Source organism: Thermococcus henrietii (assembly GCF_900198835.1).
Classification (GTDB): Archaea; Methanobacteriota_B; Thermococci; order Thermococcales; family Thermococcaceae; genus Thermococcus; species Thermococcus henrietii.
This window is the reverse complement of sequence record NZ_LT900021.1, coordinates 215,675-238,736: the sequence shown is the minus strand read 5'-3', so window position 1 is coordinate 238,736 and position 23,062 is coordinate 215,675. Positions and strand designations below refer to the sequence as shown.

General features: G+C 50.9%; 32 protein-coding genes. 26 read left to right on the top strand and 6 right to left on the bottom strand.

The genetic code is table 11. The annotated features are described in order from the left end of the window. Positions 1 to 8 precede the first annotated feature (8 nt). The 14 genes from CS910_RS01410 to CS910_RS01350 all read left to right on the top strand — a co-directional run bounded on the left by CS910_RS01410 (position 9) and on the right by CS910_RS01350 (position 8,385). On the top strand, positions 9 to 539 hold the full coding sequence (locus tag CS910_RS01410) for a hypothetical protein (RefSeq protein ID WP_145955324.1): 531 nt from the start codon (positions 9 to 11) through the stop codon (positions 537 to 539). 14 nt (positions 540 to 553) lie between these two features. Then, the gene (locus tag CS910_RS01405) at positions 554 to 1,057 is read left to right on the top strand and encodes a hypothetical protein (protein WP_099209389.1); all 504 of its coding nucleotides are present in this window, start codon (positions 554 to 556) and stop codon (positions 1,055 to 1,057) included. A gap of 62 nt (positions 1,058 to 1,119) precedes the next feature. Beyond that, positions 1,120 to 1,767, top strand: coding sequence for a hypothetical protein (locus CS910_RS01400; protein ID WP_099209388.1), 648 nt, complete (start codon positions 1,120 to 1,122; stop codon positions 1,765 to 1,767). A 93-nt stretch (positions 1,768 to 1,860) separates the two neighbouring features. Continuing rightward, positions 1,861 to 2,427, top strand: a complete 567-nt coding sequence (locus CS910_RS01395; RefSeq protein ID WP_145955323.1) for a hypothetical protein — start codon at positions 1,861 to 1,863, stop codon at positions 2,425 to 2,427. 49 nt (positions 2,428 to 2,476) lie between these two features. After that, positions 2,477 to 3,055, top strand: a complete 579-nt coding sequence (locus CS910_RS01390) for a hypothetical protein (protein ID WP_145955322.1) — start codon at positions 2,477 to 2,479, stop codon at positions 3,053 to 3,055. Positions 3,056 to 3,107: 52 nt separating this feature from the next. Then, positions 3,108 to 3,566, top strand: coding sequence for a hypothetical protein (locus CS910_RS01385; protein ID WP_145955321.1), 459 nt, complete (start codon positions 3,108 to 3,110; stop codon positions 3,564 to 3,566). Positions 3,567 to 3,786: 220 nt separating this feature from the next. Continuing rightward, a complete protein-coding gene (locus CS910_RS01380) occupies positions 3,787 to 4,296 on the top strand; it encodes a hypothetical protein (protein WP_099209384.1) in 510 nt (169 codons plus the stop codon). A 24-nt stretch (positions 4,297 to 4,320) separates the two neighbouring features. Next, on the top strand, positions 4,321 to 4,509 hold the full coding sequence (locus CS910_RS11875) for a hypothetical protein (RefSeq protein ID WP_158523792.1): 189 nt from the start codon (positions 4,321 to 4,323) through the stop codon (positions 4,507 to 4,509). A 5-nt stretch (positions 4,510 to 4,514) separates the two neighbouring features. Further along, complete coding sequence (locus tag CS910_RS01375; RefSeq protein ID WP_099209383.1) at positions 4,515 to 4,937, top strand: hypothetical protein; 423 nt, start codon at positions 4,515 to 4,517, stop codon at positions 4,935 to 4,937. A 303-nt stretch (positions 4,938 to 5,240) separates the two neighbouring features. Beyond that, positions 5,241 to 5,816, top strand: a complete 576-nt coding sequence (locus CS910_RS01370) for a hypothetical protein (RefSeq protein ID WP_099209382.1) — start codon at positions 5,241 to 5,243, stop codon at positions 5,814 to 5,816. Between the two features lie 239 nt (positions 5,817 to 6,055). Beyond that, positions 6,056 to 6,919 carry a hypothetical protein gene (locus CS910_RS01365; protein ID WP_145955319.1) on the top strand — a complete coding sequence of 288 codons (864 nt, stop codon included), beginning with the start codon at positions 6,056 to 6,058 and terminating at the stop codon, positions 6,917 to 6,919. A gap of 5 nt (positions 6,920 to 6,924) precedes the next feature. Further along, positions 6,925 to 7,230 carry a hypothetical protein gene (locus tag CS910_RS01360; protein WP_099209380.1) on the top strand — a complete coding sequence of 102 codons (306 nt, stop codon included), beginning with the start codon at positions 6,925 to 6,927 and terminating at the stop codon, positions 7,228 to 7,230. Between the two features lie 188 nt (positions 7,231 to 7,418). Continuing rightward, positions 7,419 to 7,685: a ubiquitin-like small modifier protein 1 gene (locus CS910_RS01355; RefSeq protein WP_099209379.1), complete on the top strand. Its 267-nt coding sequence runs from the start codon at positions 7,419 to 7,421 to the stop codon at positions 7,683 to 7,685. A 1-nt stretch (position 7,686) separates the two neighbouring features. Next, positions 7,687 to 8,385 carry a ThiF family adenylyltransferase gene (locus CS910_RS01350; RefSeq protein WP_099209378.1) on the top strand — a complete coding sequence of 233 codons (699 nt, stop codon included), beginning with the start codon at positions 7,687 to 7,689 and terminating at the stop codon, positions 8,383 to 8,385. On the opposite strand, the gene CS910_RS01345 is transcribed toward CS910_RS01350, so the two are convergent. Then, positions 8,378 to 9,190 carry a hypothetical protein gene (locus CS910_RS01345; RefSeq protein ID WP_145955318.1) on the bottom strand — a complete coding sequence of 271 codons (813 nt, stop codon included), beginning with the start codon at positions 9,188 to 9,190 and terminating at the stop codon, positions 8,378 to 8,380. The genes CS910_RS01350 and CS910_RS01345 overlap by 8 nt on opposite strands. Before the next feature lie 69 nt (positions 9,191 to 9,259). Between CS910_RS01345 and CS910_RS01340 the strand changes: the two genes are divergently transcribed. Together CS910_RS01340 and CS910_RS01335 are read left to right on the top strand one after the other, a co-directional pair. Further along, the gene (locus CS910_RS01340) at positions 9,260 to 9,685 is read left to right on the top strand and encodes a molybdenum cofactor biosynthesis protein MoaE (RefSeq protein WP_099209376.1); all 426 of its coding nucleotides are present in this window, start codon (positions 9,260 to 9,262) and stop codon (positions 9,683 to 9,685) included. A gap of 96 nt (positions 9,686 to 9,781) precedes the next feature. After that, on the top strand, positions 9,782 to 10,705 hold the full coding sequence (locus CS910_RS01335; protein ID WP_099209375.1) for an SPASM domain-containing protein: 924 nt from the start codon (positions 9,782 to 9,784) through the stop codon (positions 10,703 to 10,705). Here the strand turns inward: CS910_RS01335 and CS910_RS01330 are convergent. Then, positions 10,702 to 11,622, bottom strand: coding sequence for an Lrp/AsnC family transcriptional regulator (locus tag CS910_RS01330; protein WP_099209374.1), 921 nt, complete (start codon positions 11,620 to 11,622; stop codon positions 10,702 to 10,704). The genes CS910_RS01335 and CS910_RS01330 overlap by 4 nt on opposite strands. 64 nt (positions 11,623 to 11,686) lie before the next feature. Between CS910_RS01330 and CS910_RS01325 the strand changes: the two genes are divergently transcribed. The 7 genes from CS910_RS01325 (at position 11,687) to CS910_RS01295 (ending at position 17,170) form a co-directional block, all read left to right on the top strand. Further along, positions 11,687 to 12,175, top strand: coding sequence for an adenosine-specific kinase (locus CS910_RS01325; RefSeq protein WP_099209373.1), 489 nt, complete (start codon positions 11,687 to 11,689; stop codon positions 12,173 to 12,175). A 40-nt stretch (positions 12,176 to 12,215) separates the two neighbouring features. Beyond that, positions 12,216 to 12,767 (top strand): XTP/dITP diphosphatase, encoded by a 552-nt coding sequence (locus CS910_RS01320; protein WP_099209372.1) that lies wholly within the window; start codon positions 12,216 to 12,218, stop codon positions 12,765 to 12,767. 59 nt (positions 12,768 to 12,826) lie between these two features. Further along, positions 12,827 to 13,279 carry an Lrp/AsnC family transcriptional regulator gene (locus CS910_RS01315; RefSeq protein ID WP_099212345.1) on the top strand — a complete coding sequence of 151 codons (453 nt, stop codon included), beginning with the start codon at positions 12,827 to 12,829 and terminating at the stop codon, positions 13,277 to 13,279. A gap of 313 nt (positions 13,280 to 13,592) precedes the next feature. Continuing rightward, positions 13,593 to 14,678, top strand: a complete 1,086-nt coding sequence (locus tag CS910_RS01310) for an ATP-binding protein (protein WP_099209371.1) — start codon at positions 13,593 to 13,595, stop codon at positions 14,676 to 14,678. 42 nt (positions 14,679 to 14,720) lie between these two features. Beyond that, the gene (locus CS910_RS01305) at positions 14,721 to 15,530 is read left to right on the top strand and encodes a hypothetical protein (protein WP_099209370.1); all 810 of its coding nucleotides are present in this window, start codon (positions 14,721 to 14,723) and stop codon (positions 15,528 to 15,530) included. Beyond that, a complete protein-coding gene (locus CS910_RS01300) occupies positions 15,517 to 16,311 on the top strand; it encodes a hypothetical protein (RefSeq protein WP_099209369.1) in 795 nt (264 codons plus the stop codon). Before CS910_RS01305 ends, CS910_RS01300 begins: the two co-directional genes overlap by 14 nt. 175 nt (positions 16,312 to 16,486) lie before the next feature. Continuing rightward, entirely contained in the window at positions 16,487 to 17,170 is a 684-nt protein-coding gene (locus tag CS910_RS01295) for a hypothetical protein (RefSeq protein WP_099209368.1), read from the top strand. Here CS910_RS01295 and CS910_RS01290 read toward each other — a convergent pair. Both CS910_RS01290 and eno read right to left on the bottom strand, forming a co-directional pair. After that, on the bottom strand, positions 17,163 to 17,990 hold the full coding sequence (locus CS910_RS01290; protein WP_099209367.1) for a radical SAM protein: 828 nt from the start codon (positions 17,988 to 17,990) through the stop codon (positions 17,163 to 17,165). The two genes, CS910_RS01295 and CS910_RS01290, sit on opposite strands and share 8 nt — an antisense overlap. A gap of 191 nt (positions 17,991 to 18,181) precedes the next feature. Continuing rightward, on the bottom strand, positions 18,182 to 19,474 hold the full coding sequence (gene eno, locus CS910_RS01285; RefSeq protein ID WP_099209366.1) for a phosphopyruvate hydratase: 1,293 nt from the start codon (positions 19,472 to 19,474) through the stop codon (positions 18,182 to 18,184). Positions 19,475 to 19,556: 82 nt separating this feature from the next. Here eno and CS910_RS01280 point away from each other — a divergent pair, with 82 nt between their 5' ends. From CS910_RS01280 to CS910_RS01270, 3 genes are all read left to right on the top strand, one after another. Then, on the top strand, positions 19,557 to 19,865 hold the full coding sequence (locus CS910_RS01280; RefSeq protein WP_099209365.1) for a hypothetical protein: 309 nt from the start codon (positions 19,557 to 19,559) through the stop codon (positions 19,863 to 19,865). Positions 19,866 to 19,953: 88 nt separating this feature from the next. Continuing rightward, positions 19,954 to 20,625: a deoxyribose-phosphate aldolase gene (gene deoC / locus CS910_RS01275; protein ID WP_099209364.1), complete on the top strand. Its 672-nt coding sequence runs from the start codon at positions 19,954 to 19,956 to the stop codon at positions 20,623 to 20,625. Continuing rightward, positions 20,622 to 20,906, top strand: coding sequence for a family 4B encapsulin nanocompartment shell protein (locus CS910_RS01270; RefSeq protein ID WP_099209363.1), 285 nt, complete (start codon positions 20,622 to 20,624; stop codon positions 20,904 to 20,906). Before deoC ends, CS910_RS01270 begins: the two co-directional genes overlap by 4 nt. On the opposite strand, the gene CS910_RS01265 is transcribed toward CS910_RS01270, so the two are convergent. Continuing rightward, positions 20,903 to 21,502: an ECF transporter S component gene (locus tag CS910_RS01265; protein WP_099209362.1), complete on the bottom strand. Its 600-nt coding sequence runs from the start codon at positions 21,500 to 21,502 to the stop codon at positions 20,903 to 20,905. The two genes, CS910_RS01270 and CS910_RS01265, sit on opposite strands and share 4 nt — an antisense overlap. A gap of 40 nt (positions 21,503 to 21,542) precedes the next feature. Beyond that, complete coding sequence (locus tag CS910_RS01260; RefSeq protein ID WP_099209361.1) at positions 21,543 to 22,880, bottom strand: ornithine aminotransferase; 1,338 nt, start codon at positions 22,878 to 22,880, stop codon at positions 21,543 to 21,545. Positions 22,881 to 23,062: the final 182 nt, after the last annotated feature.

Genomic DNA, 23,062 nt, shown 5'->3' with positions numbered 1-23,062 from the left:
AGGAGGTCATGATAATGAAAGGCGGAAGGTTCAAAACGTGCCTTGGAGTTCTTTTCCTTGCATTTTCCCTTTTTACTGTGTGGACGGTGCTTGGGTTTAGGTACTTCCTGTTGATTTCGGAATTCCTTCTCTCAGTGTTCCTTGGCTGGTCGTTTGCACTGTCTAAGTTGAACTCTGAAGCTGCCAAGGTGTTCTCGATGGTGTGGCATGCTTTCTTGGCTTTAACGGGTGCCCTCTTTGTGGCCGGTTGTGCAGTTTACGGTCTTGGATTTGTGACACCCCAATTGTACACGATTCTGTCTCTCAGCATTCCGGGCCTTTTATTGGGATGTATGGCGTCCAGAACTAATGCTTCAAGTATCCTCCGGGCACTCAGGTATTACAAAGCCCTGCTTGGAGGAGTGGCGTTTTCATTCTTCATTATCCTCGTTAATCATGACACCGGTATGTGGCCATTGGCCGCTGTGATCATGATCTGCGTCCTCTGTGGTGGTTACCTGTTGTTTTCAGGTACAGAAACCGCCATCGTGTGGAAATAAAGGAGTGATAGAAAATGAAATGGGTGGGCATAGTCATTTACCTTATTTCCCTTTTTCTCCTCTATGTTTCTACTGAGATAAAAGTAGCGCTAACTCTCGCCAGTGTGAGCCTTTCAGTGCTTTACGTTTGGGTTGTCATATTGTGGATGATACGTTGCAAGAACGCCGGAGGCCTTCCCACTCCAGCTAAAATTCTTCTCTTGGCTAATCTGGCAGTAATACTTGTCAGTGTTTTCTTCATTGGAACCGTTGGGGCGATCCTGCTGTTAGTGGTTCTCTTGGTTCTCCATGGTTTTATGCTGTTAGTCCGTTACGGCCTAAGCAGAGGTCCGGTTGCTCAGAACGCAGATTCGAGGCTGAGATACTTTGGAGTCCTTCTTTTAGGATTCTTTTCCTTAAACCCATTCATAGAAGGTGTTTCCACTTCCAATTGGATTGAGGTGAGTGCCTCAGTACTACTGATATTCGGAGTGTATCTAATGTTTGGGGAGGTGAGGAATACCCTAAGAAGGAAATAAACTTACAGGCAACGCTTGGGATAACTACGACGGCAAGCTGAAGAATGTCGGAGAGGAGCACCGTGACGGTGGAGGTTAAGCCGACGGGCAGCGTGATTGCTAACATGACGTGCATGGATTCGGCTATTCCATACGATGGTTCGACAACTTGTAAAATTACGCTACTAAACACTGGGAAGAGAAGTATCTCTGTCTCCGTTTCATCGGTGGACTTTGGAACTGTCCATAACGCTTGGGCAAAAAGTTATCAGAGGGGAATAGAAGTCAAGCCAATAAAGATAACCTTACCCCCTCACGATGACAAGGAAATTGATGTGAAGATTGACCTGCGGAAGCTCGCTCAGGACTTCTGGGGAAATGACCACTTTGCTTACAAATTTGCAGAGCATAAATCTTACATGATAACAGTCCACTTCGACAACGGCGTTGTTGTTAGCGATATATTAACTATCAAGGATACATCTGAAAACCAAAATGCACCGTTGATTGTTGAAGCTGGGGGAATTGTGGGTGGCATCCTTGGTGGGGTCATTTCAGCGGTTATTACAAAAAATCCTGAAGTGACGTTAAAGGGGGCTGTTGCAGGATGGGCAATAGGAACCGCAACTACTTGGGCCATTGTTTCACTCTCGTGGAAAATATATGCCCTCTATGAAGGTGTCACCGGCATTTCCGGGGATGGGGACAACAACGCGGTGGTAGGAGGGTGAAAAATGGGCAGGGATAATCTTAAACTCCTCGCCATTGGCATGCTCTCTTGGTGTTTCTTTACATTTTTTATCATGTTAACCTACCCCCGAGACATGGCACTTGCAGTGGAGGTATCGGCGGCCTTAGTTAACCTTGTCGTGATTACTGTTGTTTTAACACTTTTTGGGGGAATGGCAGGTAGGGAGTATCTTCTGTTATACTCCTTGGTACCATCTATGGGAATTTATTTGGCAGTAATTAGGGGTGGTGTTACTCTGGGAGGACCGTTATATATAGCCTATTTGGCGTATTTGGCAATGGCCGTTGGACTCTTGCTATCCTTAGGGGAAGATAAAAATAGGCGATACTACCGTGTCTTTTTGTATTTCTTGGCTATCTTGTTATTGGCAGTACTTACCGACAATGAGAAACTTTTAGCGCTGGCTATGGGAGAGCTTCCGTTAATGGTATTGCTATCCAAGCGGGGTTTAGTATATGAGATTGCAGGTTTTAATGCTCTTTCCGCGGTTGTGGGGGTTGTCTCTGTTTTGAACCTCAATCTGATTAAGATATCAAATCATCCCTTATCCTCTCCAAACACATCAATGGGAGTGATGTTAATCCTGTTTCAACAGATTGTGTATTCAGTAGCTGGATTTTATGTATTTCAAAGGGACTAAAGGCACTGTCACATAACAAAGGGTAATTCGGTGAATGGGGGATGATACCATGTGGGCCAAGATGAGTAGGGCCGGCTTTTGGCGTTGTCTCTCTCTTTGTTTCCCCTTTGGGTTTTGGGGTAAGAAAGTGTGGCCCAACGGTCCGAGCAGTGTTACGGTTAGCGGGCAGACGGTGACGCTGAGCCCGACGAACATGCAGGATGACCTGACAATAACGATCACAATAAACGACGCGCTGGCGAATTATTACTTTGGAGAGAGACCGTGGCTGTCTGATGGTTCCTACAAAGACAGGTTTGTTGGATACGCATACTACATTAAAGCGGTGTTCAGTAACAACATTGTTGCCGGTGATATTGTCGAAATAACAGACACTTCCCCATCAACAGGGGAGAAGATTGAGACGGCAGTAAAGGTTACAGGTATAGCAAATTCAATACTTCAAAAGGTAGCCGAGCATGCAGGACAGCTGGAAACTGTAGCGAGTGGACCATTGGGAAAGGTAGCATGCAAGGTTACCCCAATTCTAAACCTCGTTTCGTGGTTCCTGACTGCTAGAGATTTTATAAATTGGCTTAGGGCACCGACGCCTTCGGATGGGGATAACAACAACGTGATAGGAGGTTAATGACATGGTAAATCCTTCAAGGATCTTTAAACTCTTCCTTCTCCTTAATATTTTGATACTCCTTTATTCAGTTTATCAGGTCAAAGTCAACGACTCTCAATGGTGGGGCTACACTTTCATGGGAGTATCGTTGTGGACGGTAGGAGCTATCCTTGTAGCGTCTTCAGATAAAACCCCTAAATGGTATAAAGTTGATAAGCTTCTGAGCTATCCGCTTTTATCGTTGATAATTTTCATTGTGGCACTTCATGCTTCAGGCTTGTTTGACTTCCTTTTCAAGGCCATACTCTTGTCCGGAATAGGAGAGGTGCTGGTGTATGTACTCCAGAAGAAATTCAGCAAAAGCATAATCTTAGCATATTACTCAACATTAGTGATACTTTCATGGATACTCCTATATACGTATCCCCTTGTTGCATTATCATACTCTCTTTTTACCATCTACGGTGCTATGAACCTTCTGCAGTTGACCAACAGACACAAGGGTAGTGTAGTGAATGATTATAAATAAGCTGCTAGATCGCTCCCCAAATCTATATACAGGGGGATTTGACCGTGACTACCACAATAAACGATGAGCTGGCGAACTATTACTTTGGAAAGCCCATTTCTGGGCACTAACGCGGTCTCTGTACGTGCTCCCCTACTCCCTGGTGCTCTGGTGGTGGTACAAACTAACGGTGGGTAATGAAAACATAAAAGAAACATGACAATTACTCTATAGTGGGAGGATGAGGAAGATGGGAACGTCTAAACTCTCCAGGTTTTTAGGGGCTTTTAGAATTTTCACGGCCCTCCTCTCTCTTTATCCCCTTTACCGGGGACTCCAAATGGGTAGCATGAGAGAGGCACTGCTGTACTTAATCCCGGGGGCGTTTTGGGTCACCTATTACTACTATTTCGTCCGGGAAGTCCTCAACGGGAAGAACGTACCAGTTGAAGAGAGAGTCTGGTACGTTTTATTCTTCTTGACCGGGATCACTGCCGTATTTGCGGGAATCGCACTTTCAAAAACGAGCACGCAGTTTTTCATAAGCGTTGCCGTGTGGATGTCAATTCCGGTGGTTCTTGCAGTAGCGGAGGACCAAATCAAGGCCACAATCCACTTTTTACCTGCCGTTTTTATTACAGCGGGGGCGCTCTTGTGTATTGCGATTCCCTCCCTGCTGGGCTTCACGTACGCGGCCACGTTCATCGCGGTGGGAGGGACGATTTATGAGTGGGAGCTGGAGGAAAAATGAAGAGCGGAATAAGAGCCAATGGTGGTGAAGACAAGCAATACAGTGTACGGGGCTGTAACACTTGATACTGCATATTGGGGTTTTCTAGGAAGAGAATGGTATGGTGTGATGGTACTCGTGAATCAAGGTATAAAGCGTGAGGCTCTCAAAAAAGCCATTGAGACATTTATAATACCATTCCTTAGGGCATTGGAAGGGTCCAGAGGACGGTGATAGGCATGGTTTGGATTTACCTGCTTTTCATCTTTCTTTTCATTTCACTGGTCAATCTGAAGATAAACAGGTCAATACACAGGACCCTGACCATTTTGATTTTTGGAGAGATATTTGTTTCTCTTTTGGCAGGGTTCTCCCGTAATGATGCTAATCCCCTTTTGAGTGCCTTTGTGCTGGCTGTTTTTACATCTATAACTGTGGTATTCTTTGATGCTGAATACACCGGTTTGCGGGAGGGAGATATTAAATCTCAGGACGTTATGTTGCCTCTATTGGTCACATTAATGGCCATTGTGCTGTTTTATAGGGCAGGGATAATAGCGTCAGTCCTGATAGGGTATTTAGGTGTTTATCTGGCGTTTCTCTCCTATTTTGAGTCCAAGGGGATATCCGAGGCCATCTATCGGAAGTATTACTCTACTTAAGCTCCCCTACCGCTGCTTGCCCCTCTTGCCCTATTGGAGCAGTTCGGTTTTCAGAGATGGGTTGTCCCATTTGTTGTCTTCCATTACGTTGTAACCCTGCTGTGGGTTAAGTTTGAGCTGCCAGGACTAATCAGGGAGCCGAGGATAACATGATGTCCCGCTGTCCTTCTATTTTTTTCTAACCCTCCTGTTTAATAATCAAGATTTTAAAGGAAAACGTATTTATACCTCTCCATCGAGTTTAACATCAACGAACTCGGGTTTCGGTGCCTAACGAGAGCAAAAGTATCGGGGTGCGACAGAATGACTTCCAACTTGCCAGTAATCTTTACGCTCTACATTTCTCTGGTGGGGGGAGTTATTGCTACCAGAAGGTGTAGATTCTACCAGACTGCCCTTTCACTTCTGGTGTTCTCATCTATCTTTGCATCGTTTCTTCATCACACCAAGGACCTTACTGGCACTCTTGTGTACGGCTCACTTCTGGCATTCCTCCCAGCCTACCTGTTCTACATGGAGTACGAACGTCCGCCGCTGAAACCTTCAGAGGACGAGAGTAGTGTTGGTGACGTTATTCTTGGGGGTCTGCTGATTGTGTTAATCGTGTTCCTGTTCAGGAAGGCCGGCGCCGGCTGGTGCCTTTCGCTTGTAATGGGTTACTGGCCCCTGTACGTTTTCATTGTCATTGCCTACAGAGGAAGCAGAAAGGCATTTTACTACGCCAAAGCTCCTTTTGTTTTCCTGTCTCTCGGTGCCCTGCTTGAGGAGCTTGGTCTCCAAAAGTGGCTGATTCCCTTTGTTGCTGTTTATCTGGTGCTGTTTGCGCTCTGGCTCAAGTTCGACCTGCCCGAATTAACCAGAGAGCTGAGGATAACGTGAGGTGAGTCATGTGGGTATCATAACTCTTGCCGTCTTCACGGGCATTCTCCTCCTTTCTCTCTACATCGGCAGAATCTCCCCGAATGGGTTTAGACAGAACTTGTATTTGGGTTCTGAGGTGATGTTAAATGGGTAGGTTTACACAGTGAAAAATGGTGGATACTTGGGAATGGGACAATGCCTTTCCCCGTGCTGTTAACAAGTGCGTTCGGTGTTATGGTCTCTCCCATGAGTTTGCGGTGAAGCTTGAAGTAACCCCGACGGAGCTCAAGGGTGGTGGGACGGTGTATTTCACGGTAAAGGCGTGGAATTTCGCGAGTGATGGGCTGAACATTCACTTTAAGGTTACTGATGGGGAGGGTGCTGTGGTTAAGGAGTTCAACAGGTTTGTTCCTAAGGGTGCGGGTAATTACTCGGTTGATGCCTTTAGTTTGAAGGTTTATGGGGTTGGGAAGCACACTTATACTTTGACTGCGAGCATTCCGGGAGAGGAAGAAAAGAGCACTGTGACAGTGGGGGTGGAGCCGACGAACGGGACAAAACTTGAGCAAGTGGGGTTCGAGTGTGATAATCCTGAATTCAACTGGAACGGTATAGAGTACAAGGCTACAGTAGTGTGCAGGGCGTTTATTTATAATCCCACGCAAAAGACTATTTATCTGAATTCTGTGAGTGTTAAGGAATGGCGTACTGATAACTCAGACTTTACACAGTCTCTCAGTTCCTCGTGGGTAGTTGAGTATCCCACTGTAATCAAGAGTTCTGAAACTATCTCGATAACATTCAAGAATACCGCGCATACGGGACTCACGACTCTTGAAAAAGACTTGTTTGGAGCTTATGTGACTATGTACTTGAAATACATAATCTCACCACAGGATGGAAACGATATCATATTCACAGGCACAGGCCTAATACACATAAGACAGGATAACAGTGACGTGGCAATAGATGTTGGAACGAATCTCGTGCTAATTGGAGGAGAAGTCAAAGTCATTGTCATCTCAGTAAAGCTTATCAGAATGGGCGAGATGATTAAAGGACTTTCAGAATTAGCCCCAGTCATTGCTGATTTTATTAGGCGCGCATACGGCTGGAGGTGATGTCTGTGGCTAGGTACAGAATTGTTATCCCTGTTTTTTTGTTTTTTATTTTAATATTAATAACATTTTATTCCGCAAAGTATTTAATTCCACAATTCACAATTACCGCTTATATTGTTGGATTCCTGATCGTGTACTGGAAGAAAAAGTTATTTCCTAAAGAGAAGACCATAATAGCCATCGCAGTTAGCTTTCCACTGTATTTTCTTCCACTGTGGGTTGTGACGGATAATATAGCTCTCGCCCTTTCTCTTGGGGCATTGTGGAGCATCTCCGTAGGCTGGGGGATTTATGCAATATTAACCAAATAGATAACATCTCTGGGGAAGTCGAGAAGAGCACTGTGACGGTGGAGGTTAAGCCGACGGGCAGCGTGATTGCTAACATGACGTGCATGGATTCGGCCATTCCATACGATGGTTCGACAACTTGTGAAATTACTTAACTCGATTCCAGCAACCCTTTTTAACTTCCCCTCCAACTTTCTCAGGTGGTCGAAATGAAGGTTACCGTTCGCTACTTCGCCCGCTACCGCTCCCTCGTTGGAAAGAGCGAGGAGGAACTCGAAGTCCCAGACGGGATAACGGTGAGAGAACTAATAGAAATCCTCAAGGAGAGGCACCCGATTCTCAAGAACGAGGTCTTCGCCGAGGACGACGACCTGGCCGACGTCAACGTCTCGCGGAACGGAAGGTACGTCCGCTTCGACGAGGTTCTGAGGGACGGGGATATAGTTGCGATATTCCCCCCTGTGAGCGGTGGTTGAGATGCTGAGCGAGAGGGAACTGGAAAGATACGACAGGCAGATAATGATTTTTGGGGAGGAAGGGCAGGAGAAGCTGAAGAGAGCCAAGGTGGCCGTCGTCGGCGTTGGCGGTCTCGGAAGTCCGGTAGCTTATTACCTTGCTTCTGCCGGAATCGGGACGCTCCTCCTCATAGACGAGCAGAAGCCCGAGTTAAGCAACCTCAACAGGCAGATACTCCACTGGGAGGAGGACGTTGGAAGAAACCCCAAGCCCCTCTCGGCAAAGTGGAAGCTTGAGCGCTTCAACTCGGACATAGGGATAGAGACCTTCGTCGGGAAGCTCACGGCGGAGAACGTTGAGGAGGTCCTTAAGGGCGTTGACGTCATCGTTGACTGCCTTGACAACTTCGAGACGCGCTTTCTTCTCGACGACTACTCGCAGAAAAAGGGTATCCCTCTTGTTCACGGGGCCGTCGAGGGAACGTTCGGTCAGGTGACGACGATAGTTCCCGGAAAGACGAAGAGCCTGCGCGAGATTTTTCCGAGTGTCAGGGAAAAGAAGGGGAAGTTCCCCATAATCGGGGCAACCGCAGGTGTCGTCGGCTCAATCCAGGCGATGGAGGTCATAAAGCTCCTCACGGGCCTTGGGGAGCCACTTCTCAACAGGCTCCTCCTCGTGGATTTGGCATACAACACCTTTGACGTTGTCGAGCTCAGGTAGACGGGGCTTTCACTTCCTCCATTTTGTTGACGGAGGTTATTCTAACGGTTCCCTTCCACGAGCCGACTTCAATGACGGTCATTTTTCCGTTCATGCCTTCGACAGCGGCCGTCGCTCTAACGCTGAAGACGAGTTTCATTCCCTTGAAGGCGCCGTTTGAGAAGTACAGCTCTGCGGTCGCATCCGTCACCGTAGTGTTCATCCCCGGATTTGTGAAGTAGAGCTGGGCCATCGGTAGCAGTACGTCTCCAGGAACGGAGTAAACTAGGACACGGGTTCCGTTCTCGGTGTAGTTGCCTATCGGTGTGAGCTTCAGAAGTTCCCTAGCTAGGCTTACAGGGTTTATTCTCCAAAAGGACGTGTCGTTGCTGACTCCAGTTCGTCCAAGGGTTTCTGTGTAGACCGTGCCACCTATTATCACCCTGGTCATTTTCAGGGTAACGTTGTCCGGCTTGGTTATCGTTCGGGTGACGATTTTGGCCCTTTTTCCGAGGAGGTCTACGTAGCCCCTCTCCAGGATTTCCATGCTGGCGTTGGTCCTCTGGGTTGTGTTCCCTGTTTTAATCGTTATTTTGAGCTCCACACTCGCGTTCTCTTCGTAGGTGTACTGGTGTATCGACGTGAGGATAATCATCGGTGTGATTTCCGCGTGTTTTTTCTCCCCCGCATGCCCGCTTGAAGTAGTAGTGACATTGGCTTGGCTTGGTGATTTTGTCTGGCTTCCTCCTTTTTCCCCTCCCTGACTTCCTATACACCCAGCCGAGATAACTAGGAGGGCGATGAGGAGTATCGCAAGTTTTTTCATGCTCTCACCCCTTCCCGCTCAGAGATGAAAACTTTAAACTTTCCGGAGGTACTCCATTAGGTGGTCGTCGTGAAGGTCAGACTGACAAAGGAACCTTTCAGAGTCGACGAGGCTGTAAAACTCCTCCGCGTCCCTGAGAGCGGGGCCTACGTTGTCTTCCTCGGTCAGGTCAGGAACGAGAGCCACGGTAAGAAAGTTGAAAGGCTCATCTACGAGGCCTACCCGGAGATGGCCGAGGCGGAGATGGCCAGAATAAGGGAGGAGGCGCTGTCGCGTTTTCCGATTCTCGATATGCTTATATGGCACCGCTACGGTGAGTTGCCCGTTGGGGAGGACACGATTTTGATAGTGGCCAGCGCAAAGCACAGAAAGGAGGCCTTTGAGGCCTGTTCGTGGGCGATAGACGAGGTCAAGAAACGGGTCCCCGTGTGGAAGAAGGAAGTCACTGAGGATGGGACCTTCTGGGTCGAGGGTGACAGGCAGGTTCCGGTCTGATTTCTTCATTTTTTGCATACTCTTATTGATAGTTAGCAAAATTCGAATAGAAAAAGTATAAATATGGTGGTTTCTACCACCCTAGTGGTGTCAATCATGGAGAGGGTGGAGTATAAAGGCGTGTCCCAAGGGGTCCCGAGGCTGTCCGTAACATCCGTCGGGAAACCCCCGTGGAGTAACAGGCCCCACAACGGTAAAGTTGAGAGACTTATCCTCCAGCTTGGCGCTGGTGGGGGAAAGTTTTCGGAAGTTGAGGGAATTCCCCGCTCCATCGGTTGCATTGGTAACAACAGGTTCATCCTCCGCAGGGAGCCGATGAGCCTTGAGAGGATGAAGGAGTTGCTCCTTGAGTTCAGGAAACTCGGCGGAAAGGAGGTCTGGCTGACCAACTACGACAGCTTAGATGTGCTCATGACTCTCGCAGTGTTTGCGAGCGAGCTCGAGTTTCCAGAGGTCTACGCGGTGGTTCTTTTTGAGGACCTCGATGAAGTCACGCCTGTTGAGGGTGTCAACTTCATAGCCGAGCTCAGTTACCCCGAGCACACCCTCGACGAGCTTTCACCGTACCCCTGGCTTTTCGGTGCCCTTGTCACGGTTCCTCCCGAGGAATTCCGCGCCGGTCCCTTCCTCGGGGAATTCACCGGTGAGGTCTACGTTGATGTACTCTTCCCCGGCTCTGTTAAGGGTCTTAACTTCAACGTTATCGAGCTCCGCAGGATTCACAATCCGAGCACCGAGCGCTACCACGACTGCCTCGCCGGAACCGTCACAGTTACCGCTGACGGCTACGTCCTTCCCTGCCCGCTCCTCAGGAACTACGTGGTTGGGGACGTTACCAGAATGACCCTCAAGGAGGCCGTCAGGAAGAAGCGCCTCCGCCAGTTCTGGAGGATGACGAAGGACAAAATAGAGGCGTGTTCCACATGCCCGTTCAGGTACATCTGCCATGACTGCAGGGCGCTTGAGTATCATGCGACCGGTGAAATAGACGGCATGGAGTACTGTCCGATGCTCCTCTAAAACTCGATGATTGAGTGGTACCCGCTCCCGTCTTCTTTTACCATCCTCTGAAACGCGGTCCTCTTGTTGTTGTCGTTGAGCTCCTTGAAAGTCGGCTCGAAGTACTCTATCAGGAGCTTTTCCACGTAGCCGCTGAACTCTAGTATCTTGCTTCCCATGTCCTCCTTCGATGAGAAGAGCCATTCGAGCAGGTATCCCTCCCCCGGCAGGTAGCCGACGGTAATTTCATACTCCCTGAACTTCTCCAACACCTCTTCGTCCAGCTTCTTCGTTATCCCTATAACCCCCCTGTCGTGGATGTTCATATCAAGGAGTGGGTAAAACCCAATGAGGATGTTCTTCTCCCTCAGCCTCTCAATCATGTACCTTATCGTTGGCCGCGTCTTCCCGAGACGCTCGGCTATCCTCTTCATAGGCGTCCGCGCGTCCCACTTCAGGATGTCCATGAGGATTGCGTAGTCGTAGCTCAGCTCCCAGTCACCCCACTCCTTAGGCTTCTCCGGTGGTGGGTAGGCCCAGACCTCGTAGTACTCGAAGTCATCGGAGTACTTTGAGAGCATCTCGTCTACATCCTTCACCTGGTCCTTTGGGACGTAGAATATCACGGACAGGCCGTTTTTAAAGCCGAAGGCCGGGTTGACGTAGCCGATGAAGGGGTTTTTGGTCATTCTAACGGCGACTTCAATGAGCCTGTCAGAGGGAACGCTCAGAAACCCAACGAAGCTTTTCAGACCAAGGAGCCTTATGTTGTACGTCGCGCTCACGACGAGGTATTTGCTATAATACTTATCGTAAATTCTTTTCAACCTGTAATAATCCAGCCCCTCAGCCGACGCTATCCTTCGGAGGCTTTCAAGCGGGTACTTCTCAAGAAGCTCGACGAGGAATTCTATCTCATCTATGTTTATACCTCCCATTACCGGCACCACCGGGGCGGAAAAAGTTATATCACTGGAGTATTAAATTCTTCCGGTGGTGCCCATGGTGAAGATAGAGGTTGTCGACATCGAAAAACCCGAGGGGGTCGAGGTCATAATCGGGCAGGGCAACTTCTCGATATTCACCGTTGACGACCTCGCGAGGGCCCTTCTCACCGCCGTCCCGGGAATAAAGTTCGGCATAGCCATGAACGAGGCGAAACCACAGCTGACCCGCTACACCGGAAACGACAGGGAGCTTGAGGAGCTTGCCGCGAAGAACGCCGTGAAAATCGGCGCGGGTCATGTCTTCGTAATCCTCATGAGGAACGCCTTCCCGATTAACGTTCTCAACACCGTCAAGAACCACCCGGCGGTGGCTATGGTCTACGGGGCAAGCGAGAACCCCTTCCAGGTCATCGTTGCCGAGACAGACCTCGGACGGAGCGTCCTTGGAGTGGTTGACGGCAAGGCAGCCAACAAAATAGAGACCGAGGAGCAGAAGAAGGAGCGCAGGGAGCTCGTTCAGAAAATTGGCTACACCCTTGACTAAACCTTTTAACCCCTCTTTTCCCCTCTTCTCCGGTGGTCTCATGAGGCTGGCGTTCATAACCTCCAACCCGGGTAAGGTTGAGGAAGCCAGGAAGTACTTCGAGCCCCTTGGAGTTGAGGTCTATCAGCTCCGCTTCAGCTATCCTGAGATACAGGCCGACACGCTCGAAGAAGTTGCAGAATACGGCGCAAAATGGCTGGCGGAGAGAATCGCGGGTCCCTTCTTCCTCGACGATTCGGGCCTCTTCGTAGAGGCGCTCAATGGATTCCCTGGGGTTTACTCGGCCTACGTTTACAAGACCCTTGGCTACAACGGAATCCTCAAGCTCCTCAAGGGAGAAACCAACAGGAGAGCCTACTTCAAGAGCGTCATAGCCTACTGGGACGGCGAGCTTCACATCTTCACTGGGAGGGTCGACGGCAAGATAACGACCGAGCCGAGGGGAAGCGGCGGCTTCGGCTTTGACCCAATCTTCAAGCCCGATGGATTCGGTAAGACCTTTGCCGAAATGACAACCGAGGAGAAGAACGAAATCTCCCACAGGGGACGGGCGCTGAGGGTCTTTGCCCAATGGCTAAGGGAAAACCTTTAAATAAGCCTTCTCATCAATCCCATGCGATTGGAGTTGAATAGATGACGAAGGGGGTCGCGATGACGGGCAACCTCGATGCCATAGACCTTAGGCTTTTGAAGGAACTGCGTGAGAACGCGAGGGAGAACATAGCGAGCCTCAGCAAGAAGCTCGGAATCCCGAGGACGACGGTTCACTACCGGATTAGGCGGCTCCTCGACGAGGGGATAATAGAGAAGTTCACGGTCAAGCCCAACTACAAGAAGCTCAACCTTGGCACGACGGCCTTCATACTCGCCAGATACGACCCCGACTCCGGCTTGACCCAGAGGCAGGTCGCCGAGAGGATAGCGGCACTCGAAGGGGTCTACGAGGTCCACATCATAGCCGGTGAATGGGACCTTCTCATAAAGGTCCGCGCCCCCAGCTCGGAGGAAGTCGGTAAAATAGTCGTTGACAAGCTTAGAGAGATTAAGGGAATCGAGCAGACCGTTACGATGGTGTCATTTGTTACGGTTAAAGAGGAGCTCTGAGGCTTTAGGGCGATGATTGGCGTTCTCCTTTCTGATTTATGATGATGCGAGGTTTGATGAGCCCTGCATTCTCCTCGTGAGGTTGTGGGATGCCAGACATAAAAGTAGACACTACCTCGTTGTTTCCCTTATACGTTGCGAGTTTTCTTGGTGTTTAGGTTTCTTTTGTTGTCCTGTTTTGGAAGTTGTAATTTGGCGCTTCCATAGTGGAGTAGTTCAATTCCAATTGTCGTTGCTTTATTAACATTAGAGTATAGTAAATTTTTTAAGGTTTGGATTTATTATCCATATGAACAATACTAGAGGTGACTGCATGGGTTGGAGGCGGTTTCTTGCTTTGGCTCTTGTGTTGCTATTCCTTGGAATGACGGTCAGTGGAGCAAGCGCGACTGCAAACCTTGTGAACAACAGCACGGTAAACGATACAGTAAAGGTTCCGCAGAATTTCAGCGTAGAGAGAAAGCAGGGAAACAACATCAAACCGCAGTTTGCGTGGGTTCCGATTGGTATTATAGTACTTGACCAGGCCGCTCACTGGTTCCTTGAGCGCTATGTTTCTCCAAAAGTTGCCTCTGTCTACGATGCGGTCACGATGGTCATTGACCCCGAGAAGATTGCGGAAAAGCTTGGAATTAAGGGGACAAAACTCGGAATTAAAGTCATCAGTCACAGTAAGGTGCTGATTGGTCTGTTCAAGGACAACAAGGTCGTCAAGGAAATCACGTACGCCTCCAAGGAGGCGGCTGAATGGGTGGCGAACAAGCTTGGGAACGAGTACATCTCAAAAATAGTTGAAAAATACGTGGTCAAGGACGGAGGATTGAAGAAAGGAGAAGACTTCGACAGCGTAGTAGGAGCAATGCAGAAACTCTACGACTTGGGGATAAAAAGCAAAGATGCCCGTAAGTATATCATTGACAGGGGCTGGAACGTCAAAAAGCTTGAGAGAATACTCGATGACGTGAGTAACATTGATAATGGAGGGAAAAAACTAATTAAGAGAATCAATGCGGACCTCAGAGATGAGAAAACTTTAGGCCCCCTCTACGAGGCAGAGGTCGTGAGCCACCTCAAGAAGAGCGGGTGGACAATAGATGAGGTTGAGAAGGACGTGGTAACATCAGCGGGAAAGACTGAAATTGACATAATCGTGGAGAAAGGGTCGGAGACCGTGCTGATAGAGTGCAAGAGAAACGCACATAAAATAAGCGAGGAACAGCTTGCAAAGTACGCTGAGTACGCCATCATTAAGGGAATCAGAAAGATTGAAGTGTACTATGCAGGGGGCATTGAGAACATAAGGGACTACTATTACTACACCCAGTACCTGCCAAAGGAGATAAAGTCCCGGTTTGGTGTGGACGTTGAAGTGCGTTACCTTGCTTCAGAATTCGACTGAACCTTTTTACCTTCTTTCCGTTTATGAATCGGGGGGATTGACATGGGGACCACGTATTATACCCTCGCCGTGTTTGATGAGCCTTGGGAGGAAGTACTTGAGAACCTCTCGCGCGAGTTCAGGTACACCCGCGAACTCGCGTACCAGTGGGAGGAAAGGGAGGAGCACCTGAAGTTCATCTTTGACATGAGGGGCTTTAGACTTGTTGCAGTGGGGGAACTGCACTACGAGCTGAAAACCACCGAGGGAGACTCCCTTGACTGGCTTGAGGTTGAAACGTACTCGAAGGATGACATAACACTCCTCCAGATTGGAGTCTCCACCGGCATGTGGATGTTCGTCCTGAGTTCTGAACTTATGAAGTTCCTCGGAAAGCTGATGCGGGCTGGGGCGGTCCTCATCTGCGGTTACACGGACGACCACGACCTCAGAAAGGCGGGCTTTGAAGAAGACAACCAGTTCCTCCTGTACGAATGGTTGGTCAAAACCGTTAAGCTCGGAAAGCTTGAGGTTCTTCCATCTGGCCTTACCCTAGTGAAGAAAGAACTCCTCGACCTTGAGGACGGGCTCTATGAGTTACTTGAAAGGCCCGGGAGAGAAGAGGGGGAGTACGTGCTCATTAAAAGTCTGGACAGCTACAAACTGCTCGTTTCAATTAGGGAGAGTGATTTAACCGACGAGGAGTGCTATCGCGACCTCTTAGAGGACAAAGCATGGTTCAGTTTGAAACTTGTTGGACTTCCCTTTAAACGTATCGGCCGGAGGATTGAGGACAAGTTCCTCCTCAAACGGGCCGAGGGTATCTTTAAGGCACAAACCGGAGCGTCGAGTGATTGCTATGGGGGATTGTAAGAGCATCGTTGCGGTGTTCGATAAACCGTGGGAGGTAGTGCTTGAGAATCTCTCGCGCGAGTTCAAGTACGTTGGGAAAAAGCGGTACGAGGGTGATGAAGGGAATAAGGAGTGGTTCAAGTTTTATGATGCGAGGGGTTTTAGGCTGGTGGAAGTTGGGGACATTGATTATGGAATGAAGACCACGCGGGAGTGGGGAGGAAGGGTGATAGCCCTGGCCAGCGTTGAAACGTACTCGAGGGGAAGCATAACACTCGTCCAGATTGAGGCGTGGACGAGCGGGTTTGATTTTGTCCTGAGTTCCGAACTTATGAAGTTCCTCAAGAAACTGGCGAGGACAGGGGCAGTTCTCATCTGCGGTTACGTCTACGGGCATGAAAAGCTTAGGGACGTGTTCGGTGACTACAACCAGTTCCTCCTGTACGAGCGGTTGGCTGAGATAGTGAGGAGGAAAAAGCTCGAAGTCCTTCCCTCGGACTTAACCGTCATCAGGGAAGACATTCTTGGGCTGGAGGATGGTCTCTACAAGCTGGTTGGCGAGTCTGGCTTGTATGTTTTTGTCAGGGGTTTGGGTGTAGAGGGGTATAAAGTGCTCCTCACGGTTGGAGAGGGGTTATTGGACGATGACCTTTACGGGAAAGTGCTCGAGTATGGGGACTGGTTCAGTTCGGACATCACCAGTCTCGTCTTCAAACCCATCGGCCGGAAGGTCGAGAACGAACCCCTACTCAAGAGGGCCGAGGAATATTTCAAAGCACAGGCGGGAGAAGATGGGCGTTGATACACCTACATCTACTTCATGTTTGATAGAAAGCCAGTGGAGGGCTTTGGAGACTTCCTTAGATGCTGAGGTTGTGATTAGCAGACTTAAGGCTTGAGTACAACAACCGTTATCCATTTGAATGGCTGGTGAAACAAGTCAAACCTAAGGAACTGGACAACACTGGGTGTGAGATATGACCCCTCACAGTGCTCCGGCGATTTACTGGTACTGGTATCTTCCAGGAACGAGCCCGTATTCAACCGCTAAAAGCGTGGACGAGCTTTTGGAGTGGACGGAGGTGCTCTTTGACTTTGATAATGTTCTCAAGCACCACCTGCCGGAGCTCAGAGGTCACTGGATTGAGAATCCTCCACTCCTAACCGTGGTTCCCAGGAACATCAGCGTTCTCTCCACCACCGTAAGTTTTCCTCTCTTCCTTGGGAACTTCATAGCTGGAATTTTATACGCGCTCGGAAGGGAGAACGAGTTCAGAAAGTTCATTGGTGGACCGGGAGTTAAAACGCCTGCAGGAGATGGCAGGATGGTTCCCGAAAATATTCTGAAGCCCGTCGGAGAGCTCCCCGACTGGGCAGGGGGAACACGACTGAAGGTCAAACTCTACGTGGACATGGACTTTGGAGCCTTTGACCCGACCGTTCATGCGGTGCTTTTAAGGAGTGGAAACTCTCTGATTTGGATTTTCGACAATGGCAGGGCCTACAGAATGGGCGCGCGAGAATTCATTGAACTCGCCTTGGGGGTTCTCGTTGAGGGCAAAAACTCGATAAACGCCCTGATTGAGCGCGTTAACGGCCGCTCGTCACTGGCCCGGGCTACGGTAAGGCACGTCGAGCGATTCGTTGATGCTCTCACATAACACAGCACTCATAGATTATCTCGACTTCTCTGACAGTTTTTGCCCACTCGATGACTTTCCTCGGCGGATTCGTCAATCTGTCAACTCCTTTCAGAACCGCCCCCCTGTCGAATTCCACCCGCCACCTTCCCGTTGGACGCATGCAGCCTATGCTCAGCTCCCCGTCAAAGCGCTCGCGCGCGTACTCGACGACCTTCAGGCTCTCCTCAACGCCCGGTTTCGGGACGTTTTCCATTTCCGTTCCCTTCGTCGGGATGAGAACGTCCAGCACTAGGACGTCTATCGGGTACTGAGCGAGGAGGTCAATCGCCCGGTACTCCCAGTGGATTCTCCCGAAGTCGAGGCCTATCGTTATGTGCGGAGCCACGCGAATTCCGTTCTCGGTGAGTAGTTCAACTATGTGGAGGTAATCTTCTACGGTTTTGTCTATCTTGTAAACTCGCCTTATCACGCCGTCATCGCCGACGAAGTCGAGGGAGACGACATCAACGTATTTCAACCACTCCAAATCGCTCTCGTCTATGAATCCGACGTGGGCGTTGAGCTTTAGGCTCGTTCTCCTCTTAATCTCCCTCAGCTCGTCCGCGTACTTGTCAATCGGCACCTTCAGCCGGGAGTCCATCCCCCCGCTCAGCAGACAGCCCCGCCCGCCGGAGCGCTCAAGGTCGAGGCAGAAGTTCAGGAGCCCCTTTCGCGTCGGCTTCTTCATGCCCTCAAGGTAGTGCCTCCCGCAGTGGGCGCAGTTGAGCGCACAGTAGCTTCCGGTGAGCGAGATTGATGGGAATTTGATTCCGGGGATATAGATTTTTAGTTTTTTCATTTAACCCACCTCTGGAGGGGGTTGTAGGGGGCGAAGCCCCACCTTCGGGGGGAGAGGGTTAGCAAGGACGTGGGGGGTGAAACCCCCGGTCCTGCGAGGGGAATTTGATGCCTGGGATGTATATTTTGAGCTTTCTCATCCTCGCACCCAAATGAAATGAGAAGAGGGGGTTAAAACCCTAACTGGAGGCTTCAGAGGAACGGGTTGTGGAACTTCTTGCCCGGATAGTAGGCTATTCCCTCGAGTTCCTCCTCGATACGTATGAGTTGGTTGTACTTGGCGTTCCTGTCCATCCTGGCTGGGGCGCCGGTCTTTATCTGGCCGGTGTTGAGGGCCACCGCGAGGTCCGCTATGAAGGGGTCGTCGGTTTCTCCGGAGCGGTGGGAGACGACAACGCCATAGCCGGCGCGGTAGGCGGTGTAGGCGGCATCTATCGCCTCGCTCAGCGTTCCAATCTGGTTGACCTTGAGCAGGAGCGCGTTGGCGGCGCCGAGCTCGATGGCCTTCCTTATCCTCTTGGGGTTGGTGACGAATATATCGTCGCCGACTATCTGTATCTTCTTTCCGAGCTCCTTCGTTATCTCGACGAAGCCTTCCCAGTCCTCCTCGTGGAACGGGTCCTCGAGGGAGACTATCGGGTACCTGCTCACAAGCTCCTTGTAGAGCTCGAGTAGCTCTCCGCGGTCGTACTCCTTTCCACCAACGACGTATTTGCCGAGCTTCTCGTCGTAGAACTCACTTGAAGCCGGATCGAGGGCGAAGGCTATCTCGTCGCCGACCTTATAACCCGTCTCCTCAATGGCCTCGGTGAGGAGGTCGAGGGCCTCGCTGGGCTCCCTGAGTGGCGGGGCGAATCCACCCTCGTCGCCGACGTTGACGGCGTTCTTGCCGTACTTCTCGGCTATGACCTTCTTGAGGGTGTGGTAGGTCTCGGAGACCCATCTTATGCCTTCCCTGAAGGAGTCGGCTCCAACGGGCATTATCATGAACTCCTGGAAATCCAGCTCGTTGCCCGCGTGAACACCTCCGTTGATGACGTTGCTCATCGGAACCGGCATGACGTAGGCGTTGGTTCCGCCGATGTACTGGTAGAGCGGAAGGCCGAGGGCGTTCGCGGCGGCCTTGGCAACAGCGAGAGAAACGCCGAGGATTGCGTTGGCTCCGAGGTTGCTCTTGTTCTCGGTGCCGTCGAGCTCAATCATGAGGGTGTCGATGTCCCTCTGCCAGGTGACGTCCATCCCGATGATTTCGGGGGCGATTATCTTGTTGACGTTCTCAACGGCCCTTTTGACACCCTTTCCGTGGTAGCGCTTTCCTCCGTCGCGGAGCTCGACCGCCTCGTGGGTTCCGGTTGAGGCACCGCTGGGAACTGCGGCGCGCCCCATGCTAACCGGCGTGTAAACCTCAACCTCGACCGTTGGGTTCCCCCTGCTGTCGAGGATTTCCCTCGCTATAACCGCCGTAATCTCGAACGGGTTCTCCATGCTAATCACCTCGGGTGATATTTTTCCTTCCCAAATATAAAGTTGGCGATGGGCTTTTAAACTGCCCCGTCAAGGCCGGAACATGGACTGGAAGAGGAAGCTCCTCGAGGAAGGCTACATCGAGCTGGACGGCCTCAGGATTGAGCTGAGCCTCGACAACACGTTCATGGATATCGACTACATCCCGAGGATTCTCGTTTACTCCGAGGAAACCGGCCGCTGGCACGTCCTCAGGAACGCCATCCCCAAGGGCAGGACGCTGGAGGAGAGCTGGAACAACGCGGTTAAGGTTCTTGAGATGATGGTGAGAGGGGAGGTTAAGCCTGAGCTTGAAGCTCCCCCCGTTGAGAGACGACTGGTCTCGGCCCTGAGAAAGCTTGAGATGCTTTGAAAATTCTCCATATTTCTGGTTTTTCTCCAAGTAAACGGGGGAAAACGCTAAATAGTTCTTCCAAGCTACCGACTTTAGGTGGTCATTGATGAACGCTCGAGAAATCGCTCGTTATATCGACCACACCAACCTCAAGCCCTATGCAACTAGGGAGGACATTATCAAGCTCTGCGATGAGGCAATTCAGTACGGCTTCTACGCCGTCTGCGTTAACCCCTACCGCGTCAAGCTCGCCAAGGACTACTTGAGCGAGAAGAAGGCCAACGTCAAGGTCGCGAGTGTCATAGGCTTCCCGCTCGGTGCCACCCCAACGGAGGTCAAGGTTTTCGAGGCCAAAAAAGCGCTGGAAGACGGCGCCGATGAGCTGGACATGGTCATCAATATAGGCGCACTCAAGGATGAGGACTACGACTACGTTAGGAGAGATATAGAGGAGGTCGTCAAGGTCGCCCACGAGAAAGGCGCAAAGGTCAAGGTCATAATCGAGACCTGCTACCTCACTGAGGAGGAGAAGGTCAAGGCCTGTGAGCTGGCAAAAGAGGCCGGAGCGGACTTCGTGAAAACTTCCACCGGCTTCGGAACAGGAGGGGCGACTGTTGAGGACGTCAGGCTGATGAGAAAGGTAGTTGGTCCCGGGATGGGCGTTAAAGCGGCCGGCGGAATCAGAACCTACGAGAAGGCCGTTGAGATGATTAAGGCTGGGGCCAACAGGATTGGGACGTCGAGCGGTGTAAAAATCGTGGAAGGTGCCCCAAAATGAAGGAGATTGGGGACGTTGTTGTTCGGGCCATTGAGGAACTTAAGAATGAGGGTATGAACCCGGACATAATGCTCGCCGGCCCGGGCTTTATAGAGCATACAAGGGAGTTCCTTACGTCCCTCGGCCTACGTATTTACCGCATAGAAGAGCTTGGCTACGATGCGGTTATAGCCGATTCTGCGTACCTGGGTCAGATAAAGAAGGCCTCGCGCAGAATCTCGGTTGAGCCGTTTCTTGAGGAGAAGAGAGTCTGGGAAGAAATAGAGAAGCTTGACGTTTAGAGCAGGCTCTCAACCTCGGGATATCTTTTCTTTATTGCGTTTGCGAGCCCGGTTCCGACGATTATTCCCGTCACAGCCTGCACCAGGTTTCCGGGGAGTTCCGAGTACGCTGCGGTGAAGCCAAAGGCATAGTACTCGAAGATGAAATAGCCCGAGACCATGAGGATTCCGCCTATCGTTCCTGCTACTATGAGGCCGGCGGTCCCTTCGAGCTTCTGGGCGATGTAGCCGACGGCGAGACCTTCGATACCCTTGATGATTAGTGTTATGGGGGACCAACCTGGATAACCCGAGATGACATCTCCAATGGCTGAGCCGACACCCCCTGCGAAGGCCCCAATGATGGGCCCGAAGACCATTGCAACGAACATGACCATGGTGTCACCGAAGTTTATGTACCCGCCCGTGGCGGGTACTGGAACGTTGATTACTTTCGTTGCAACCGCAACGAGGGCCGTTGAAATCCCTGCGACCGCTATCACGTTCACACTTCTGAACTTAGAGCGGTTAAGCCACAGGTAGAGACCGAAGACCGCTATCGCGAGAATAAACGCGTATGGGGCATAGCCGGCGAGTTCTCTAAGGGCTTCGTCCATCCAACCACCGAAGTAGAAAAGGAGGAAGGGGTTAAAAACTTCACTTGAGGGCGGCCTTGAGGGCGTCCTCGAATATCTCCATTGCGACGTCGATTTCCTCCTTGGTGACGACCAGCGGCGGGATGAAGCGAATGCTGTTGTCGCCACAGCCGAGCAGAACGAGACCGCGCTTCGCCGCCTCTCCGACAATCCTGTCCCTGAGCTCGGGGTACTTCTCCTTGGTGTCCTTGCTCTTGACAATCTCGACGGCCTGCGCGAGACCGAGACCGCGAGCGTCTCCGATGACCTCGTAGTTCTCCTTGAGCTCCTCGAGTATCTTGTGGAGGTAGTCGCCGACCTCCTGGACGTGCGGGAGGAGCTCCTTGACTATCTCGACGACCTCTATTCCAGCGGCGATGGCAACGGGGTTGCCACCGAAGGTGGTCGCGTGCCTTCCGGGCTTGTCGAAGCTTATATCCTTCCTGTGGACGACACCAGCGAGCGGGAGTCCACCGCCGATGGCCTTACCGAACTGGATGAGGTCGGGCTCGACTCCAAAGTGCTCGATGGCCCAGAACCTTCCGGTCCTGCCTATGCCCATCTGAACCTCGTCGTCGGCGAGGAGTATTCCGTACTCGTCGGCGAACTTCTTGAGCTCCTTGAAGAAGTTCTTCGGCGGGACGACGTAACCGCCTTCACCCTGTATCGGCTCGAAGAATATCGCGCCAATCTCGTGGGGTGGAACGTGCCTGAAGACGTACTCCTCTATGAAGTCGAGAACGCGGTTTATGAGCTCATCGGGCTCGTCGTAACCGTCGATTCCCCAGGTGTTCCTGTAGGGGTTTGGGTAGGGTATGTGAGTAACGCCCGGCATGGTCGGGAAGAAGCCGTCCTGCTGGACCCACTTGCTCGCGGTAAGGCTCAGAACGGCCTGGGTTCTTCCGTGGAAGGCGTGGTAAAACGCCAAGAACTGCTTCCTTCCGGTTCCGTACTTGACGAGCTTCATAGCGGCCTCGTTGGCCTCAGCACCGCTGTTGCTGTAAACGACCTTCTTCTCGAAGTCGCCGGGGGCGAGGCTCGTGAGCTTCTCGGCCAAGACAACGGCGTTCTCGTAGAAGAAGTCGGTGAGCGAGTAGTGGGTGAACTTCTCGGCCTGCTTCTTTATCGCCTCGACGACGCGCGGGTGGGCGTGGCCGACGTTTATAACTCCAACACCGCTCGCGAAGTCGTAGAAGACGTTTCCGTCAACGTCGTAAACCCTTATTCCCTCACCGCGCTCGATGACTATCGGAAGGTTTTCGGGGTCCTGGGTCGTAGTGGCGAGGTACTTGAAGTTCCTCTCGATTATCTCCTTGGCCTTCGGCCCGGGGAGTTCCTTAACGTTCGGTCTGACCACCATGTTAATCACCGACCGAAGCTCAACGTTCGGCTATATAACTCTATGCTCAATAATGAACATCTTTGACCGAAAGTTTTTCGAGAAGTTCTGCCAAAGTTGTGAATTCTGGAAGTCTCGAATGGATATGAAGGGCAAAAGCAGTAGGCTTTAAGGGGTATTTTGATTCGGTTATTATGTGGTAA